Source organism: Sphingobacterium spiritivorum, assembly GCF_016725325.1.
Taxonomy (GTDB): Bacteria; Bacteroidota; Bacteroidia; order Sphingobacteriales; family Sphingobacteriaceae; genus Sphingobacterium.
In genome coordinates, this window is sequence record NZ_CP068083.1 from 2,337,169 (window position 1) to 2,355,355 (window position 18,187).

At 39.0% G+C, this 18,187-nt stretch carries 15 protein-coding genes; 4 read left to right on the forward strand and 11 right to left on the reverse strand.

Annotated elements, in window-relative coordinates; all coding sequences use genetic code 11:
* Window positions 1–13: 13 nt before the first annotated feature.
* The 5 genes from hemL to hemA all read right to left on the reverse strand — a co-directional run bounded on the left by hemL (window position 14) and on the right by hemA (window position 7,743).
* Window positions 14–1,330, reverse strand: coding sequence for a glutamate-1-semialdehyde 2,1-aminomutase (gene hemL / locus I6J02_RS09680; RefSeq protein WP_201681475.1), 1,317 nt, complete (start codon window positions 1,328–1,330; stop codon window positions 14–16).
* 147 nt (window positions 1,331–1,477) lie between these two features.
* On the reverse strand, window positions 1,478–3,394 hold the full coding sequence (locus I6J02_RS09685; RefSeq protein ID WP_201681476.1) for a glycoside hydrolase family 35 protein: 1,917 nt from the start codon (window positions 3,392–3,394) through the stop codon (window positions 1,478–1,480).
* 324 nt (window positions 3,395–3,718) lie between these two features.
* Window positions 3,719–4,693, reverse strand: a complete 975-nt coding sequence (gene hemB, locus I6J02_RS09690; RefSeq protein ID WP_201681477.1) for a porphobilinogen synthase — start codon at window positions 4,691–4,693, stop codon at window positions 3,719–3,721.
* A gap of 91 nt (window positions 4,694–4,784) precedes the next feature.
* Window positions 4,785–6,371 carry a hydroxymethylbilane synthase gene (gene hemC / locus I6J02_RS09695; RefSeq protein ID WP_201681478.1) on the reverse strand — a complete coding sequence of 529 codons (1,587 nt, stop codon included), beginning with the start codon at window positions 6,369–6,371 and terminating at the stop codon, window positions 4,785–4,787.
* Between the two features lie 130 nt (window positions 6,372–6,501).
* Complete coding sequence (gene hemA / locus I6J02_RS09700; RefSeq protein WP_201681479.1) at window positions 6,502–7,743, reverse strand: glutamyl-tRNA reductase; 1,242 nt, start codon at window positions 7,741–7,743, stop codon at window positions 6,502–6,504.
* 413 nt (window positions 7,744–8,156) lie between these two features.
* Here hemA and I6J02_RS09705 point away from each other — a divergent pair, with 413 nt between their 5' ends.
* A complete protein-coding gene (locus I6J02_RS09705) occupies window positions 8,157–8,561 on the forward strand; it encodes a hypothetical protein (protein WP_201681480.1) in 405 nt (134 codons plus the stop codon).
* A gap of 22 nt (window positions 8,562–8,583) precedes the next feature.
* Here the strand turns inward: I6J02_RS09705 and I6J02_RS09710 are convergent, their stop codons facing one another.
* The 4 genes from I6J02_RS09710 to rbfA form a co-directional block, all read right to left on the reverse strand.
* A complete protein-coding gene (locus tag I6J02_RS09710; RefSeq protein WP_236582391.1) occupies window positions 8,584–9,231 on the reverse strand; it encodes a hypothetical protein in 648 nt (215 codons plus the stop codon).
* Between the two features lie 194 nt (window positions 9,232–9,425).
* Window positions 9,426–10,514, reverse strand: coding sequence for an aminotransferase class V-fold PLP-dependent enzyme (locus tag I6J02_RS09715; protein WP_201681481.1), 1,089 nt, complete (start codon window positions 10,512–10,514; stop codon window positions 9,426–9,428).
* Between the two features lie 4 nt (window positions 10,515–10,518).
* The gene (gene aat, locus I6J02_RS09720) at window positions 10,519–11,151 is read right to left on the reverse strand and encodes a leucyl/phenylalanyl-tRNA--protein transferase (protein WP_201681482.1); all 633 of its coding nucleotides are present in this window, start codon (window positions 11,149–11,151) and stop codon (window positions 10,519–10,521) included.
* A gap of 29 nt (window positions 11,152–11,180) precedes the next feature.
* Complete coding sequence (gene rbfA / locus I6J02_RS09725; RefSeq protein WP_003008319.1) at window positions 11,181–11,552, reverse strand: 30S ribosome-binding factor RbfA; 372 nt, start codon at window positions 11,550–11,552, stop codon at window positions 11,181–11,183.
* 646 nt (window positions 11,553–12,198) lie between these two features.
* Between rbfA and argH the strand changes: the two genes are divergently transcribed.
* Window positions 12,199–13,530, forward strand: a complete 1,332-nt coding sequence (gene argH / locus I6J02_RS09730) for an argininosuccinate lyase (RefSeq protein ID WP_201681483.1) — start codon at window positions 12,199–12,201, stop codon at window positions 13,528–13,530.
* A 129-nt stretch (window positions 13,531–13,659) separates the two neighbouring features.
* On the opposite strand, the gene I6J02_RS09735 is transcribed toward argH, so the two are convergent.
* On the reverse strand, window positions 13,660–14,715 hold the full coding sequence (locus tag I6J02_RS09735; RefSeq protein ID WP_201681484.1) for an aldose epimerase family protein: 1,056 nt from the start codon (window positions 14,713–14,715) through the stop codon (window positions 13,660–13,662).
* A gap of 152 nt (window positions 14,716–14,867) precedes the next feature.
* Here I6J02_RS09735 and I6J02_RS09740 point away from each other — a divergent pair, with 152 nt between their 5' ends.
* The gene (locus I6J02_RS09740; protein WP_201681485.1) at window positions 14,868–15,392 is read left to right on the forward strand and encodes a hypothetical protein; all 525 of its coding nucleotides are present in this window, start codon (window positions 14,868–14,870) and stop codon (window positions 15,390–15,392) included.
* Between the two features lie 100 nt (window positions 15,393–15,492).
* Window positions 15,493–17,259, forward strand: coding sequence for an aromatic amino acid hydroxylase (locus I6J02_RS09745; protein WP_201681486.1), 1,767 nt, complete (start codon window positions 15,493–15,495; stop codon window positions 17,257–17,259).
* On the opposite strand, the gene I6J02_RS09750 is transcribed toward I6J02_RS09745, so the two are convergent.
* The gene (locus I6J02_RS09750) at window positions 17,245–18,150 is read right to left on the reverse strand and encodes a flavin reductase family protein (protein ID WP_201681487.1); all 906 of its coding nucleotides are present in this window, start codon (window positions 18,148–18,150) and stop codon (window positions 17,245–17,247) included. The genes I6J02_RS09745 and I6J02_RS09750 overlap by 15 nt on opposite strands.
* Between the last annotated feature and the right edge of the window lie 37 nt (window positions 18,151–18,187).

Genomic DNA, 18,187 nt, shown 5'->3' on the forward strand with positions numbered 1-18,187 from the left:
GTTTCAGAAATAATTAAGCAAAGACAATATCTAAACTTTCAAAAATAGCTTTTTTTGCCTTTTGAAGATCTTCTTCTGTATGTGCTGCCGAAATAAAACCTACCTCATATCCCGAAGGGCCCATATAGATTCCTCTGTTCAGCAACTCACGGTGCATGACCTTATATTTTTCCATAGAAGCAGGGTCGATTTGATCTGCACGACGGATTTCCATATTGGTCGTGAACGCAAACCAGAATATAGATCCGATAGTCGGAATATTTAATTCATAACCATGCTGATCTGCATATTCCTGAATAGCCTGTACAAATGCTGTTGTTGTAGCAGCCAGTGTTTTGTAAAAATCCGGTTGAGCTAATATGTTCAGGGCAGCAATACCTGCCGACATGGCAACAGGGTTACCGGATAAAGTACCAGCCTGATATACATTTCCGTCAGGAGATATGCAGCCCATCAATTCTTTTGAAGCTCCGTAAGCTCCTACCGGCATACCTCCGCCTATAATTTTACCATAGGTGATAATGTCCGGTTGAATATCATAATATGCTGCGGCACCTTCAAAACCTAAACGGAATCCGGTAATTACTTCATCGAATATCAATAAAGATCCGTTTTCCTTAGTGATCTGACGTAAGAAATTGATATACTCCTTTGTTTGAATCAGCAGTCCGTTATTAGCCGGAATACCTTCTATAATCACTGCTGCGATCTGATCTTTGAACTGTTGGAAAACAGTTTTTAAGGCCTCTTCATCGTTCAGCGCAATTACAATGGTTTCATCTGCAAAAGATTTCGGAACTCCGGCTGAAGAGGTTTCCCCGAATGTTACTAATCCTGATCCGGCTTTAACCAGTAAAGAATCGGAATGGCCATGGTAGCATCCCTCAAATTTGACAATTTTGTCTCTTTTTGTATAACCACGTGCCAGGCGTATTGCTGACATCACCGCTTCAGTCCCAGAACTTACAAAACGGATCTTTTCCAGATATTTATTGTTGGATAGAATCAGTTCCGCTAATTCATTTTCTAATGCTGTTGGTGCACCAAAACTCAATCCTTTTCCCAATTGTACTGTCACTGCTTCACGTACCTCATCATTATTATGGCCCAGGATCAGCGGACCCCAGGAGCAGCAGAAATCCACAAACTCGTTGCCATCTGCATCCCAGATATGTGCTTTGTCACCACGCTCAATAAATAAAGGGGTACCGTATACGGATTTGAAAGCACGAACAGGCGAATTTACGCCTCCCGGAAAATATTGTTTTGCTTTTTCAAATAGTTCTGCAGATTTAGCCCTTGAAATATCAGGGTAGGATGTATTACTCATATCGTTATTCTCGTTGTTCGTGTAAAATTATTCAATTATTTGTGAAATGTAAGCCCAATTTTTCAAGTATGGAAAAGCTGTGACAAATAAAAAGGGCTTTATGATTTGCATAAAAGCCCTTTTAGTACGATTGTAGACGTAAATAATCTATAAGACCACTTTGTCCAGCACAGGTACTTTGACGGTACCGACTTCCGTCTTGATTTCGTCGTTTAACTGTTCAAAAATAACGATACTGTTACTGCCTTTTTTGAGATAGGGACCGGGAATATATAAGGTATGCTGAGGTCCTGTTTTCCAGTATCTTCCAATATTGATCCCATTAATAAATACAATGCCTTTTCCCCACTTTTCCATATCAATAAATGTATCCCCGATTTCTTTTAAATCGAAAGCACCCTGATACAATACCGGCTGGCCCTTGAGAGCCGCGGTTTTTGAAGCATTTGTTTTAGTATTCTGAATAGCAGCAGTCTGTTTGCCTCCAAGATCAGGTACTTTGTCCATAGGTAATTGTTGCATTGTCCAGTCTCCTGTGATTTCCATATCATTGATAAGCACCGGGGAGATTATGCCTTTGTGGTTATGAATAATTTCTGAGCCATAGTTGATTCTTCCCATATTTTCAACCAGAATCTGTAAAGTAGAATTAAAGGGAATATCAATATCCATTTCATAGTTTTTAAACACACGGTTTAGTTCACCTACTTTTATGCCGTCAACGTATACGACCGCAAAATCTCTCAAACCATCAATTTTTAACTTTCCATTTATAGGTTGATTAAACTGCTTACTGTATAAAACATAGCCATTTGCCTGATCCAGTTGTTCAAAGTTAAGAGGATTCTCATTGATAGTTGTTTTTGCTGACTTCGCGTAATCAAAAACATTTGCTACAGCAGTAAGTTTAATGGACGGAATCTCAATAACCGGATTTGCTTTAGGTACTGCCGGTATAGTATAATCGGCATATTTCTGTATCACCGTCCGGATAGAATCATATTTCGGAGTTGACCATCCTGCCTCACTGATAGGAGCATCATAATCATAACTGGTAATATCCGGTTGTATGTCAGATTTGTTGTTGTAGTTTGCTCCTGAAGTGAAGCCGAAATTAGTTCCGCCATGTACCATGTAATAATTGAAGGAAATGTCATTTTGAAGATATTTCTCGGTTTGACGTGCTATTCTGCCGGCATCTACTTTTGCAAAAGGTTCTGCCCAGTGATCTAACCAGCCCGGATAGAACTCCGCTACCATGTAGGGGCCCTGATTATTGTTATACTGATCAACTACTTTCTTAAGATTGGAGATGTTGTTTTCTCCGTTAGCTGTCGGTAATGCACCCGGAATAGCTCCACCCTCAAACAACCAGCTTCCATCTGAAGTAAATAAGGGAACATTGAAACCAGCTTCTTCCAGTTGTTTTTTGATTTTAGCGTTATAGGCTTTATGTTCCTCTAACGGGATATCTTTACGCTGGCTGACATAGGATCCGAATTCATTTTCGGCTTGAACCATTATAATGGGTCCTCCATTTGTAATCTGTAAACTTCCCACCTCCTGCGCCAGACGGTCAATGTATTTTTTAGTATACTCCAGAAATTTGGCATTATCACGTCTTATTTCGAGGCCATCGATCTTTTGAAGCCACCACGGATATCCACCAAAATCCCATTCTGCACAGGCATAAGGACCCGGACGGAGAATTACATGTAAACCCACTTCTCCGGCTGTTTTTATAAAAGCAGCTAAATCATGATCTCCTTCAAAGTTCCATTTTCCGGGACTCTCTTCATGAAAATTCCAGAATACGTAGGTAGCAACCGTGTTAAGCCCCATAGACTTGACCATCTGAAGACGATGCTTCCAGTATTGATGAGGAATACGTGCATAGTGCATTTCACCGGATAATATGCGGGTGGCCTTACCATCATATATAAAATTTCCGTCTTTGATCTCGAAAGTATGCTTTTTTTGAGCCTGAACATCCTGAAATGTAATAGCGCTAATAAAAGTGGTGGTGAGAATGGCATAACAGAATGCCTTTTTTATTAACTTCATCTTTAGATTGTGATTAAAGTGCTTGATTTATCTCTTTTTGGAGATATTTATATGTAATGTTAAGGAAAAGTGTTGTTTTGATCAATGATAATTTAAAAACAAACGTTTGCGCCATCTATTTGTTACAATAATCTTGTTAACAGTATTGAAAGCTTGGATATACTGATAGTAAATGTTCTTATTAGTGTTAATTTGTTAAGTTAAAACTCAATTTTGCATCCTATCGGTGCTATATGATAATAGTCCTTAAGACTGTGCAGAGATTTTTAAAATAAAAAAGTCCGGCTTATTTTCCGGACTTTTTTATAACTGTAAATGCTGTGACTATTTAAGCCAGCCTTTTTCTAAAACCTCTTTGGCATGATATGTCAGAATTGCTGTTGCACCAGCACGTCTGAAACTCAATAATGTTTCCTTTATCGAACGTTCTGCATCTAACCATCCGTTTTGGATAGCAGCTTTCAACATGGCATATTCACCACTTACATTATAGGCTGCAATAGGAAGATCGAAGTTGTCTGCTAATAGCTTTATGATATCGAGATAGGGAAGACCCGGTTTTACCATCAGGAAATCTGCACCTTCTGCGGCATCAAGTTGTCCTTCAATAAGTGCTTCTTTACTGTTTGCAGGATTCATCTGATATGTTTTCTTATCTCCATGTTTTGGGGCAGACCCCAATGCATCCCGAAAAGGACCATAAAAAGCAGAAGCATACTTCGCAGTGTAAGACATCAGCGATACATGATTGAAACCATGCTGATCCAGATGTTCCCGAATATATCCGATACGTCCGTCCATCATATCAGACGGTGCAATAATATCAGCTCCTGCCTGAGCGTGAGCCAATGCCATTTTTCCTAATACATCCAGCGTCTCATCATTAAGAATTTCGCCGTTTTCAACGATTCCGTCATGTCCGTCACTGCTGTAAGGGTCCATTGCTACATCTGTAACGACACATGCTTCCGGAAAGTTTTTCTTTACTTCAGCTATAGCACGTAGATAAAGGCTACCATCTCTGTAGCTTTCTGTCGCATACTTATCCTTTAATGATTCTTCAATATTAGGGAATAAATCAAAGGATCTTAATCCCAGTTTCAGACAACTTTCCACCTCTCTTAACAGATTATCGATGGAATAGCGATAAATACCCGGCATAGAAGAGACTTCAGTTTTTTGCTGATTACCTTCTATAATAAATAGGGGGAAAATGAGATTGGACGCGTCTAAACGTGTCTCTTGAATCATGTCGCGGATCACGGCTGATTTACGATTTCTTCTCGGACGTTGTAACATGTTATATGTGTTTTAGAATCAAAAACAAGAGATAAAGGAGAGCCTTTTGTCTGACAGACTCTCTTTTACCTTTAAGTTTTCACTTTTGAATTTAATATTTCAATCCAAATACAGCCTCTGTCAGACCGATTTCATCAGGCGAATAAGGGGTAACATAAGGTAATCCCATTTCGGCTATTTTGGCACCTGTGGATTTGCCTATAGAAATAATCTGCTGTCCCGGTTCAATAAGATTGTCGATAAAATAGGCCTCGACATTACTTGGGCTGGTAAAGATCAGAACTTCAGCAGTTGTAGCGGCTACGTTTTCATCAAGTACCGTTTCATAGACTGGCATATCAATGATTTTTGTGTCCGCACTCATGGCTTTCTGTATCGTTTCTAAAGAATCCTTTGCTCGTGGAAAAAGTACTGTCTGTCCATTTGCTATTTTAGCAAACTCAAGACCAATCTCATCCGTATGAATTCCGAAATCATCTCCGGAGAAATCAGCAACACGGTCATATTTACGCAATGCTTCTTCTGATCCTCTTCCTACTACCCCTATCTTTGTATGCTTGCGTAACTGCGGATCCAGCGAAAAGAAATGATCAATACCATTTCTACTTGCAAAGAATACCCAATCTACATGCTTTAAGATAAAAGGATCTAATTTGTTAATGATAGGATAGATGCGTATCAGAGAACGGGCATCAAGCTGGATATTATGCTTGGCCATGGCTCTGGCGAAATACGTGTTTTCGTCTATATCCCGTGATATAAAGATAGACGATGGAAGTTTGCGGTCCTTTGCGAATTTTGCAAAGATCTCTTCTGCCATTCCTTCCGTAGAATCACGCTGGATATATAATCTGTCCGGAAATTCATCGCTGGTTTCTGCAACAGATGTCCAGGCTTCATATTTACCTTCACTCTTGCGGCAATAGCACCCGAGTGGAGCATGGCATCCGGCATCAAATAAGTTTAATACTTTACGTTCTACAGCTATTACTTCAGCTACTTCCTTATTATGAATGACTTGCAATGCTTCAAACAATTCCTGATCTGATTCGCGGATCTGTATGGCCAGTACACCTTGTGCGGGTGCCGGAATAAGCTCAACAGGAGGAATCTCTTCTACATAAAAATCTGAAAGATCCATATCTATACGTTCAACACCAGCTTTAGCCAGGATAATCGCATCATAATTCTCATCTCTCAGTTTCTGAATACGTGTTTGAAGATTGCCACGAAGGTCATCAAATTCCAGATCAGGACGTAAGGATAAAAGCTGTGCTTTTCTGCGGTTAGAAGACGTTCCTACCGTTGCATTATGCTTCAGTGAAAGACGCTTTTTAATATCTACACAGTCTTTTAATACAATCAGCAGTTCTGCAGGGCTTTCCCGTTCAGAAACAGCTGCAATAATTAATCCCGGAGGATTGACTGTAGGTAAATCTTTGTGAGAGTGAACAGCCAGATCAATCGTTGATGACAATAATTCTTCTTCCAGTTCTTTGGTGAAAAATCCTTTGCCCTCCAGTTTGTCCAGACGCAAATGCTGTATAATATCTCCCTGAGTCTTGATTACTTTCAATTCAGAGTCAATCCCCGCTGCTGCAAGTCTGTCTTTAATATGATTTGCTTGCCACATAGCGAGTTGGCTTCCGCGTGTTCCAATGATTAATTTTCTGTTCACGTTAATTAACTATATTAAATAGATTTAGAATAAGAAAGCACAAATTTAGCCAAATAGATGTATAATGCCGACATACCTATGTCAGATTAAGTCAATTTTTATAAAAATTAAAAGGAAAAATTATCGAAAACTAATTGTTTTCAGCCTCTGAAGTTTTGACCAGAATTTCTTTTGCCATTACCATAGGAACTTTGATATATTTCTTTTCCATATAGTTGATGACTTTTTCCAGTACTTCTCTTGCCTGAGGATCCAGTTTGCTGAGATCCTGAGCAAACACTTCATTAATCGCAAAAGACTTGATTTCCTTGATTTTTTCAGGGACCTGTCTCATAGCGACTTCCACACGACGTTGCTTGATGATAGGAAGAAATTCTTCAATATTCTGTTTGATGATGCACTCTGCACTAGTCAGCTCATCGTAACGTTCCTGAATATTTTTCTCAGCAATAGCCTGCAGACTGCTTACTTCAATATAGTGAATAGGATGGCAGGCAATTACTTCTGCATCAATATCATTTGGAATAGCGAGATCCACAATGATTTTTTTGTCTGTTTCGCCGTTAAGTAAAGATTCATACAGAGCGTTATTCACGATAGCATCCGGAGCTCCTGTACAGGTGATCAGAATATCGAAACCATTTTTATAATTACCCAACTCGCTTAATGGGTATACCTGTGCATTTAGTTCCTGCGCCAGAGTATGGGCATTCTCTACTGTACGGTTGAAAATTACAAAATTTTCAAACTTATGCTTTTGCAGATATTTCGCAAGATTCTGATTTGTCTCTCCGGATCCGATAACAAGGATGCGGGGATTATTTGTCAGCTTAAGCTCGCGAAGTTTACGATAAGCTAAAGATACTACGGAAATAGGGTTGCGTGAAATCTTAGTGTAAGTATATACTTCCTTGGCTGTCTTGATCAGGCGATCCATCATCAGACGGAGAAAATCTCCTGTGAAGCCCGCTTCGCGGCATCTTTCATAGGCTCTTCTTACCTGAGACAGAATTTCTTTCTCGCCAACGACAAGACTCTCAAGAGAACACGACATACGAAGCAGATGGTTTAATGCATCCAGTCCTTCATAGCGGTTTACCTGACCTAAGTAACATTGAAGACGTTCCTGAGGTACACAGAAGTTTAATTTTTCCATAAACTTCGCAACAAAGTCATCGCTCAGCTCATATGCTCCGTAAAATACAAATTCAACCCGGTTACAGGTGCCGATGTAAAAAATCTCTGGAATATCAAGGCTGTGCTTTAAGTTAATTAACCGACTCTCCAGTTCCTCATTACAGATTACCAGATTGCCAAGGTCTTTTAACTCGACGTGCTTGTGTGTAAATGCTATAACTTTTAAATTCTTCAAAGCTGAATCTCGTTGCTCACTATTTTAGTAGTGCAAATGTAGTCTAATCGACTATGTATTATGTCAAAAATCTGTCAAACGGATGAATTTAGAACGATTATAAATAGCGTTAAAAATTTGTTAAAATGTTGTTAATCAATTTGTTGTTATATTTTTTGATTTAAAAATGTGATGTCAATCATTTAAATGATTTGGAACAAAAAGTATTTATTATTTGTGAGGCGGAGCAATTGACAGTAAAATGACAGTTATGGCTGTTTTTTTGTAACGAGGGTTATAAGGTTTATCAATCCGCTTAACGATGGATTTGAACCTTTAAAATGATAGCTCCTTATGTATAATAAAAGTTTATTGCCCGAAGATGATAGATCGGGAAAGTATCTTTATTTTTGCAGTAAAATAAGAAAGAAATTATGCTAATCATTCGAAAGAATTTTGCACTTGCGGGTGTGATCCTGTGTCTGTTATCCGGGATGCTACCTATGCTGAAGGTCCCTATTAAAGGAAACTGGAATTTATACCAGACAGATGAAGCTCTGTTTTTCATTACCTATGGTATCATTGGGATTACAGGATTGTTGTTTTTTATTCGTCAGCTCAAAGGCTATCGTTTGATGACCCGCATCGCTGCAGGCTGGTATCTTTTAAGTATTTCGGCCGTGTACTTTAAGATCAATAATTATTTCGGATGGAAGTTTGCAGACGGTTTGCTATCCAAAGCAATTCATATGCGTTGGGGATGGGTTGTATATCTCATAGGCATATTGTGTTTGCTGATAAGTACTAAACAGCTGAAACAGGCTGAACAAAATGTATAAAATAAGCCCGGGTTTTCCGGGCTTATTTTTTTTGAAGTCTGTTAGAAATAAAATGGGATTGCAATTTATCCAAACCAATATTTTCCTCTTCTTTATCCAATACATAGTGCCAGACCTTCTCGCGGAGTGTGTCGTTCATCAGCTTCGCATTCGTCAGATCTACAGGCCGTACCCGTTGTTCTCTCTCTATTGGCTGATTTATTTTCTGTGCAGACCGGCTGTGTTTGACAATCTGAAAATGAAAATTTGGCCAATTTCCAACAGCTGAAAAATTGCCGGAGAAAAACTGTACAGCATCATGCGGGCTCACCATTCCGGCAAATATTCCTTTTGCCTTCGCATTGCTAATCTCAGATACACTCACTAAAAGCTCGTAAGAAGTCTCATTGATGATATGCAATTTTGCTAAGCCTTCTTTCTGGTCTCCTGATACAGCAAGCAGAATGCCTTTTTCTACAAATTTTGCAGGCTCTATTATTTTGGTTTCTGTAACCTCATCATCTTCACGGTTCATATTGCCGTGTACAAGTGTAATTTTACTCGTCAGCACAGGGATTTCAAATCCTGTTTCATCTGTTACACCTACTATATCATTATCCTGAAAAGATGTTACGTGGCCTTCTATAGGCTCGTCAACAAATCTTACCAGATCTCCGATTTTGAATTTCATATGTATATAATTTGATTTTTCAATGGTCATATGGAATATCCCAACTTTCTTCATTCGTGTTTGTGCAGTCTGTACTACATGGATATTTCATTTGTATATAAGTTATTTTTTCAATTGCTATTTGCTAACGAACAGTTCCGGACTTATGCATTTGTGTCTTGGGGGTCTGTTTTAAGTGAATAATTTCTGTTTTTTTATTTTGGCAATGTGTCTATGACCTGTAATAATCGCTCCAGATCCTTTGTATCATTATACAAATGAAATCCTATACGTATACCCGTTCCACGCGGAAAACATTTAATGCCGTTTTCCATTAAAGTCGTAAAATGATTTGGATCAATCTGTAAATTGAAAATAGTACTTCCGCTCTTTCGCTTTTTCACAATATCCGTCAACAGGTTTCTTTTTTCAAACTCTTCCCTTGCATGCTCAGATAGCCGGGAAGTATAGGCTGCTGTATGCTGAATGCCGAGCTGCTGAAAAAACTGTAAAGATTTCTGGAGTGTACCCTGAGCCAATGTATCTACATGACCAGGCTCAAAATATAATTGCAATATGCTCTTTCCTTCCCACATTTTTTCAAATACGGGCTTCTGTTGTTGAGCTGTCTGATAGAGCTTGCTTTTCAAGAGGTCATTAAGGATAAAAAAACCGTTTCCAAAACCGGAGAGCAACCACTTGTATCCGCTGGTGCCTATTCCGTCAAAACCTGAGGTTTCAAAATCAAAAGGTTCTGTACCCAGATATTGTGTGCCGTCACCTATAATCAACAGATCCGGATGAGTCGCTTTTAGTTCCTGAATAAAAGACAGATCGATTTTAATGCCTGAGATATACTGAACAATGCTACATATAAATACATCGGGTTTGTAATGACGGATAGCTTCCAGAATATTCTGTTCCATGTTTTCATCAATGTTCACAAAAGTATGATCAAACCCACGGCTGATAACAGGAAAATTGACAGAAGGATAATCTTCATTCAGTAACAGTATGCGTACATCAGCAGGGAGGCCGTTAAGTATGACATTAAAGCCATGTGAAAAGTTTGGTGTACAGAAGATATTTTGTGTAGCTGTGTGCGTAAATTCAGCTATAGTCTGCTTTACCTGTTGAATAAATGCCCCCTGTTGTTCTCGTAATATGGTGTCCGTCATATGAAAATCCGTATCATATTGTGACCGCCATTTTTTTATTTCTTTGGTAATAAGACCTGATCCGGGAGTTGTTAAATAGCTGATATTTTCAGGAATATCAAAATATGATTTGTATTGCTGAGACATGCGTTTAAGTGTTAAGTATATTTAGATAGTCTTCCTGTGAAATCATTTCGCCACCCATAGAAGCGAGATGATCCGTATGGAACTGGCAATCTACAAATTTGAGATCAAAAAACTGAAATAAATGGATAAGAGCTATCTTAGATGCGTTGGGCACTTTTGAAAACATACTTTCTCCGCAGAAGACCTGCCCGATCAGTACACCATATAATCCTCCAACGAGCTGACCATCCTGCCATACCTCAATAGCGTGAGCATAACCTGATGGGTGAAGCCTGATGTAAGCATCAATCATATCAGCAGTGATCCATGTACCGTCCTGATCTTTGCGCTCTATTTTGGCACATTGACGGATTACCTGTTCAAAGGCAGTATTAAGCGTAACTTTAAACTCTGCTTTACGCAATATCTGCTTCATACTCTTGCTGACTTTTAATTTTTCAGGAAAGATTACAAAGCGTTCATGAGGAGCATACCAAAGAATCGGACTGTCATCACTAAACCAGGGAAAGATTCCGTTGCTGTAAGCGAGTAGCAGACGGTCGGGACTTAAATCGCCACCGACAGCCAGCAAGCCGTCTTCTTCTGCGTATTTTGGATGAGGGAAACTTAGATCCTGATCATCGAGTTGAAAAATCATATACTTATTCCATAAAAAAACCAGATTGTTTAATCTGGTTGTCTTGGTTCTTTGCTGATCTCGTCAAAGATCTTGTCCATATGTTCTACATATTCATTGGTGTCATCGAGGAAGAACTCAAGTTGCGGAACTATCCGTGCCTGATTCTTGATTCTTGACCCAAGTTTATATCTTATTTCTGAAGTTTTTGTGCGTATTGCCTTGATATCTTCCGGAGCTGTTTTTGTATTTAAGAAACTCAGATATACACGGGCTATTGCCAGATCGGGAGTTACACGTACACGGGTTACGGTAATAAAAGCACCCGGTGCCCAGTTGTTCCCGTCGCGTTGGAAGAGTTCTGCCAAATCCTGCTGAATGACTCCGGCAAACCGTTGCTGTCTTTTACTTTCTGTAGCCATAGTTGGAAATTGAGATGATAATATACAAAGATACGGTTTAAATTTTGAAAAGTCTTTTTGCAGCCCGTCAAAAACAAAAAAGGCTTGTCGTGGGTGCTGACAGGCCTTTTGCTCAAAATTAGTTTATAATTGGCTAGGTTGTAATATTTTTTTCAAGTTTTAAGACTTTTGGGTCTATCATAGTTGGTTTACTTTTGTTTTGTTGAAAAAGGTGAGTGTTAACTCATCCGTTCCTTTTTCTCTCTTTCCATTCTCCCTTTGTTGTCACAAACATATGGATATAAATTATTTGTACAAAGTCTTTTTTTAAAAAAAGTAACCGCTCACTCACTAACTGTTTTTCGATAAATTTCAAAAATAACCCTTAACATAGCGTTAACATGGTTTTTACGTTGTTTAAACATGTTTTATTTAGAGCGAAAAATCATGACCAAAATATAATAAGTCAGCGAATGAGTTGATAATGTTCTCCATATTTCTGCAGATCGGTATGCCAGCTCTTTCATATTGTCCTGATTTTCTACAGATTCTTAAATACATACACAAACATAATATGAGCTTTCGGAAACAAAAACGTAAACATCGAATTGCATTGTTTTATTTAAATTTCAAATGGTATTTTTGTACACCTTAAAAAGATAAAAGCATGAAGATCTGGCAAAAAAATATTGATGTGGATTCCCTGGTAGAAACATTTACAGTAGGTAACGATCGCGTAATGGACTTGCAGCTGGCGGAAGCCGATGTATTGGGCTCATTAGCACACACACGTATGCTTAATAGTATAGATCTGATGTCAGATGAAGATCTAGCTGTCGTTCAGAAAGAACTTAAAAATATCTACCGTGAAATTCGGGAAGGTAATTTTCAAATTGAGGATTCAGTAGAAGATGTGCATTCTCAGGTAGAAATGCTGCTTACGCAAAGAATAGGTGAGGCCGGAAAAAAAATACATTCAGGAAGATCCCGAAATGATCAGGTTCTGGTAGACCTTAAATTATACTTCCGTTCGGAAATTCAAAGCATAGTGCAGAATACAACGCACTTTTTTGATCAGTTGCTTACGTTGAGTGAACAATACAAACAGGTATTGATTCCGGGCTATACACATTTACAGATTGCTATGCCTTCTTCCTTTGGACTTTGGTTTGGAGCATATGCAGAGAGTCTTGTAGACGATATGGAGCTGATGAAGGCAGCATGGAAGGTGTGTAATAAAAACCCGTTAGGATCTGCGGCCGGATACGGTTCATCTTTTCCATTGAATCGTACACTTACAACGGAGTTGCTGGGGTTTGAGGATCTTAACTATAATGTGGTGTATGCACAGATGGGGCGTGGCAAGACAGAACGTATCCTTGCTCAGGGTATGAGCGCAATTGCAGCAACCCTTGCCAAGTTTGCGATGGATGTAACACTATACATTAATCAAAATTTTGGTTTTATCTCCTTTCCTGCGCATCTGACTACAGGATCCAGTATTATGCCTCATAAGAAAAATCCGGATGTGTTCGAATTGATCCGTTCTCGTTGTAATAAGATACAGGCATTACCCAATGAAATTGCTTTGATGACCACCAATCTCCCGTCCGGGTATCACAGAGATCTGCAATTATTGAAAGAAAATCTTTTCCCGGCTTTTAAATCACTAAATGAATGTCTGGAAATCGCAACTTATATGTTAGCGAATATCTCAGTCAAAGAAAATGTATTGGATGATCCTAAATACGATTATTTATTTTCGGTAGAAGTGGTTAATAATGAGGTGTTAAAAGGTGTTCCATTTAGAGAAGCGTATAAAAATATTGGTTTGGCTATTGAAGAAGGAACTTTTCAACCTTCTAAGGAAGTAAATCATACCCATGAAGGAAGTATAGGTAATCTGTGTAATGACCATATAAGACGGATGTTTGAACAGGTCAAGGCTGATTTTGGTTTTGAAAAAGTGGATAACGCTTTGCAGGCGTTAGTAAAATAAAATCTCGAATAGGAGAATAATACAGAAAGGCTTCAGGAATAAAATTCCTGAAGCCTTTTCTTTTCAGAACCTCAGCTAACCCTTTGCTTGGAAAAGAGAGCGGAAATATATTGATATAAGTTGTATTCTTTATTTTTGAATTGAAAACTTAAAATGAGTTTCTGAAGTAAATACTTCCCCTTTTTTCAGCAAGGTAGTCGGAAATTGCAGTTGATTAGGGCTGTCCGGATAGTGTTGAGTCTCCAGACACAACCCTGCATACGGTAAATACTTGTGTCCGGATTTTCCGATATCATTTCCGGTCATCCAGTTACCGGTATAAAGCTGTACTCCCGGCTCTGTTGTCAGCACATCCATTCGTATTCCGGATGCAGGTGAGAATACAGAAGCACATGGACTTGAAATAGGAATAGCATTTACAAAGCAATGGTCATAGCCTTTGGCCGCAATTAGCTGTTCATCATTTGCTGCTATATCCTGTGCGATGGTTTTGAACTCTCTGAAGTCAAAAGCAGTGCCTTCAACAGGTAGGACAGCATTTGGAATCTGATGTTCATCTACAGCAAGATATTCACTGGAATTGATCTGTAAGTGATGATTAAGAATATCGCCATTACCTTCGCCATTGAGATTGAAGTATGTATGATTGGTGAGGTTGATAACAGTATCCTGGTCTGATTCTGCACGATACTTGATAATGATTTCATTCTCATCCGTCAAAGAATACGAGACAACAACACTCAGGTTGCCGGGAAAACCTTCTTCCCCGTCTTTCGAAACATAGTAAAATTCCACATATGACTCCTGATTCATTCTTCTGTCCCACACACGGCGATGAAATCCTTCTATTCCACCATGAAGTGAGTTGATCCCGTTATTCTGATCCAACGTATAAGAAGAACCGTTTATTTCAAATTTGCCATTGGCAATGCGATTAGCAAAACGGCCTGCTGTAACGCCGTGATACTGCTCGTCTGCTTCATAATATTTCTGAATTGAATCAAAACCCAGTGCAACGTCTCTTAGATTTCCTTTTTGATCCGGAACTAAAATGCTGACTATACGTGCTCCATAATCACTTAAAGCAACTTGCATTCCTCTGGCATTTTTCAGGATGAAGAGATGCGTGTTTTTGTCTTTAAGTTGACTTTCAAAATTTTTGGAGGAAGGTAGTTGATATATCATGATTATGGGTTCTAAAAAATTACTCTAATTTAAGTATTTTTATAGTGTAAACGAAACATTGATCAAGGTAGTTTATCCGGATTGACCCCAGATGATAGCATGAACGATTGTTCGTTATAGAAAGAATTCTTACCCTGTAAACACAAATAAAAATGCCTGTTCGTATCAATGTCGTCAATTCTCTGGAAGATTTTTGTAAGGATATACAGAATCTTATAACTGCAGGAGGATATCATCTTTACCTTATGAAAATAGCAAAAAGTAAAAGAGAGACTATCCGGCTCAATGAATCTATAGAGGATATATCCAGCCTGTTGAATAAAGACTATCACGCTTTTTATATTACTTCAGAAGTATACGATGAAGAGGGAAATTCCAGCTTCTTTGACGACGACTTTTTTCATTATGTGATCGAAGGGCTTGGTGGACGGTCAACAGATAGTGAAATAGAAAATATCAATTTGCGTATTGTTTCAAAGACACCTGATAAAAAAATAACGTCTTTGATGAACGCAATTGACAGGCTTTTGAAAAAGAGTGAAGTCTACGAAAGAGGAATTAATCCATCCTCCGGTAGTCTGTATAAAAATGCTTTTTATAAAAAAGAAATCGTTTTCAATAAAACCTGCTGGTTTGATTTTCAGCGAAAATTTCATCCTATACATTTCGGAGACTGATTTGTGTCCACAGAACTTTCATTGAAATAAAGTCATGTTCGGATTAAGGATTTGCACATCAGAGACTAAATATTTAAGTTTGTGTTAAAGCCGATTGTAAATGGATACATACAATAATCCGATTTTGGAGCAGTTACCCGCACATCTTAAGAAATATGTTGTGCCTCAGCAATACGAAAGATACACACCCGTGGACCAGGCTATCTGGCGCTATGTTATGCGTCAAAATTATGCTTATCTTAAAGATGTAGCCTATTACCCTTACATTCCCGGGCTAAAAAAGGCCGGATTGACAATTGAACATATTCCGGATTTGCAGGCAATGAATGACAGTTTGAAACAAATAGGCTGGGGAGCTGCTACGGTAGACGGATTCATTCCGCCATCGGCGTTTATGGAATTTCAGGCACATCGCGTATTGGTAATTGCTGCGGATATCCGTCAGCTTGAGCATATTGAGTATACACCGGCTCCTGATATTATCCACGAATCATCGGGCCATGCACCTATTATAGGTGAGCCTGAGTATGCAGAATACTTGCAGTATTTTGGTGAGATAGGGTCGAAGGCTATGTTTTCTGCTCAGGATTTTGCTTTATATGAAGCGATCAGAAGTCTTTCCATCATTAAAGAAAAGAATAGTGCAACAAGTCATGAAATAGAAGAGGCCGAATTACACCTGAAAAATGTTCAGGAGAATATGGGTGATCCTTCTGAAATGACTTTACTGAGCCGACTGCACTGGTGGACGGTTGAATATGGCCTTATCGGAACTCCTGATGTTCCGAAAATTTACGGTGCCGGTTTGTTATCTTCAATAGGAGAAAGTGCTTCGTGTATGCGTAAAGAAGTTCCAAAATTACCTTATAGTCTGGATGCATTGAATTACGCATATGATATAACTAAGCCTCAGCCACAATTATTTGTCACTCCGGATTTTTTGCATCTGAGAAATGTATTGGATGATTTTGCCAATACAATGGCTTTCCGGATCGGAGGGAAGGATAGTGTGGATAAAGCCATTGCCTGTCAGAATGTATGTACGGTTGTATATAGTTCAGGATTGCAGGTTTCTGGAATATTCCAAAAGGTAAGCGATGATGATACGTTGTTCTATATTAAATCTGCAGGGTCTACAGCACTATCTTGTCAAAATAAACAATTGAAGGGGCATGGCAAGAACTACCATCGGGAAGGATTTGGTTCTCCTGTAGGACTTTTGAAAGGGACTAATGTCGCCTTAGAAGATTTTACAGATGAGGAATTGGTGAAGTATGATATTGTTGAAGGAAAGGAAACTGTCCTTACTTTTGATTCCGGTATAGAAGTGAGAGGTTTGGTTCAGTCTGTTCTTCGTCAGAATGGGAAACTGATTTTGGTGTCTATGGCGCCGTGTCAGGTAGTTGAGATCGAGAGCTGTCAACTGTATTTTGATCCGGAATGGGGTATATATGATATGGCTGTAGGTAAAGAAATTGTATCGGTTTATTGCGGTGCCGCAGATAAAGATGCATTTGAACAGGAATCTACGGTGTCCCAGACAAAAACTGTTCATCAGGTATATGATGAACAGACATTAACTTTACATCAGATCTATGCCCGTATCAGAAAAGAAAGGGAAAGCAAATCCTCATCACAAACCTTAAAAGTTCTGTATGCCGAACTTTCAGTCCGCTATCCGGAAGACTGGTTAGGACTTTTAGAAATCCTGGAAATAGCAGTTAAAGAACAATGGGAAGATCTTGCTTCTTCAGTAGAGGAGACACTTCTGAAAATACAGGATAAACATGTTCATCTTATCAAATTAATCCATGACGGAATACGACTAGCAAAAAATGATCAGGTGGGTATACTACTGACGGAGTAACAGGATCTGCCAGGCTTTCTGAAGTTCTCCGCTGTCCAGTAATCTAGCTGCATGCGTATGTTGCTCCTTTTGGAATCTGACAGGATCATCTTTCCATCTTTCCAGATTGGACAGGATATCCTGATCGATTGAAGAGCTACCTTCCATGTGAGATTCCGGTATTACTTCGACATTTGCCAGCAAACCCAGATGATTGCCTGTGAGAACAGAAGAAAAACGTATGCTTTCCGGTAGCTGATCTATTCCGATTCCAAGGTTGCGCAGGGGCTTGGGAACCTTAAATAAACTTTCCTCTGTTACGCGACAGTACCAGTCACCACCCAATCTTGCAACCAGATCCAGTTTAGCCTGATCAACCTGATTGTTACTGTCTAATAAATCTTCGTGAATATGCATACATACAACTTCCGCCAGTACAAGATTCCCGGCTCCAGGCTCATCACTCAGTGCGATGATTTCTTTTACCTTACACTCCAGCTGTACAGGGGATTCAGCAACCCGTGGAGGTCTTACATGTGTGGATGGCAAAGCTGTAAAGCCGGATTTTTCAAATTCATTGATACCCTTTGCATATTCTGTACTGGCAAGTGATTGCTGCTGTACCATATCGTAGTTGACAATATTGACGACAACTTCATTTACTTCTTTTATATTTTCAAGTGTATGCTTGGTCGTTCCGTCCCGCATCCTTCTTAAAGGAGAAAAAATACAGACAGGAGGTTGGTGAGACATTAAATTGAAATAGCTGAAGGGGCTGAGGTTGACCTGACCTGCAGCATCTATTGTACTTGCAAAACAAATGGGACGTGGTGCAATGGCATATTTGATAAGGTTATCAAAAATAGCCTGTTGCTGGATGGGATCTATTACTTTAGTTTTGATATCGGACATATACTATTCAATTAATAATGAAAATATAAAGGCTTGT

Excerpts from the sequence above, each read along its gene's own strand:
- argH (WP_201681483.1), top strand. The coding sequence starts at position 12,199 with ATGAAGATCTGGCAAAAAAATATTGATGTGGATTCCCTGGTAGAAACA.
- I6J02_RS09685 (WP_201681476.1), bottom strand. The coding sequence starts at position 3,394 with ATGAAGTTAATAAAAAAGGCATTCTGTTATGCCATTCTCACCACCACT.
- I6J02_RS09750 (WP_201681487.1), bottom strand. The coding sequence starts at position 18,150 with ATGTCCGATATCAAAACTAAAGTAATAGATCCCATCCAGCAACAGGCT.
- I6J02_RS09710 (WP_236582391.1), bottom strand. The coding sequence starts at position 9,231 with ATGAAATTCAAAATCGGAGATCTGGTAAGATTTGTTGACGAGCCTATA.
- hemB (WP_201681477.1), bottom strand. The coding sequence starts at position 4,693 with ATGTTACAACGTCCGAGAAGAAATCGTAAATCAGCCGTGATCCGCGAC.
- hemL (WP_201681475.1), bottom strand. The coding sequence starts at position 1,330 with ATGAGTAATACATCCTACCCTGATATTTCAAGGGCTAAATCTGCAGAA.
- I6J02_RS09715 (WP_201681481.1), bottom strand. The coding sequence starts at position 10,514 with ATGTCTCAGCAATACAAATCATATTTTGATATTCCTGAAAATATCAGC.
- I6J02_RS09740 (WP_201681485.1), top strand. The coding sequence starts at position 14,868 with ATGCCTGTTCGTATCAATGTCGTCAATTCTCTGGAAGATTTTTGTAAG.
- I6J02_RS09735 (WP_201681484.1), bottom strand. The coding sequence starts at position 14,715 with ATGATATATCAACTACCTTCCTCCAAAAATTTTGAAAGTCAACTTAAA.
- rbfA (WP_003008319.1), bottom strand. The coding sequence starts at position 11,552 with ATGGCTACAGAAAGTAAAAGACAGCAACGGTTTGCCGGAGTCATTCAG.
- I6J02_RS09745 (WP_201681486.1), top strand. The coding sequence starts at position 15,493 with ATGGATACATACAATAATCCGATTTTGGAGCAGTTACCCGCACATCTT.
- I6J02_RS09705 (WP_201681480.1), top strand. The coding sequence starts at position 8,157 with ATGCTAATCATTCGAAAGAATTTTGCACTTGCGGGTGTGATCCTGTGT.
- aat (WP_201681482.1), bottom strand. The coding sequence starts at position 11,151 with ATGATTTTTCAACTCGATGATCAGGATCTAAGTTTCCCTCATCCAAAA.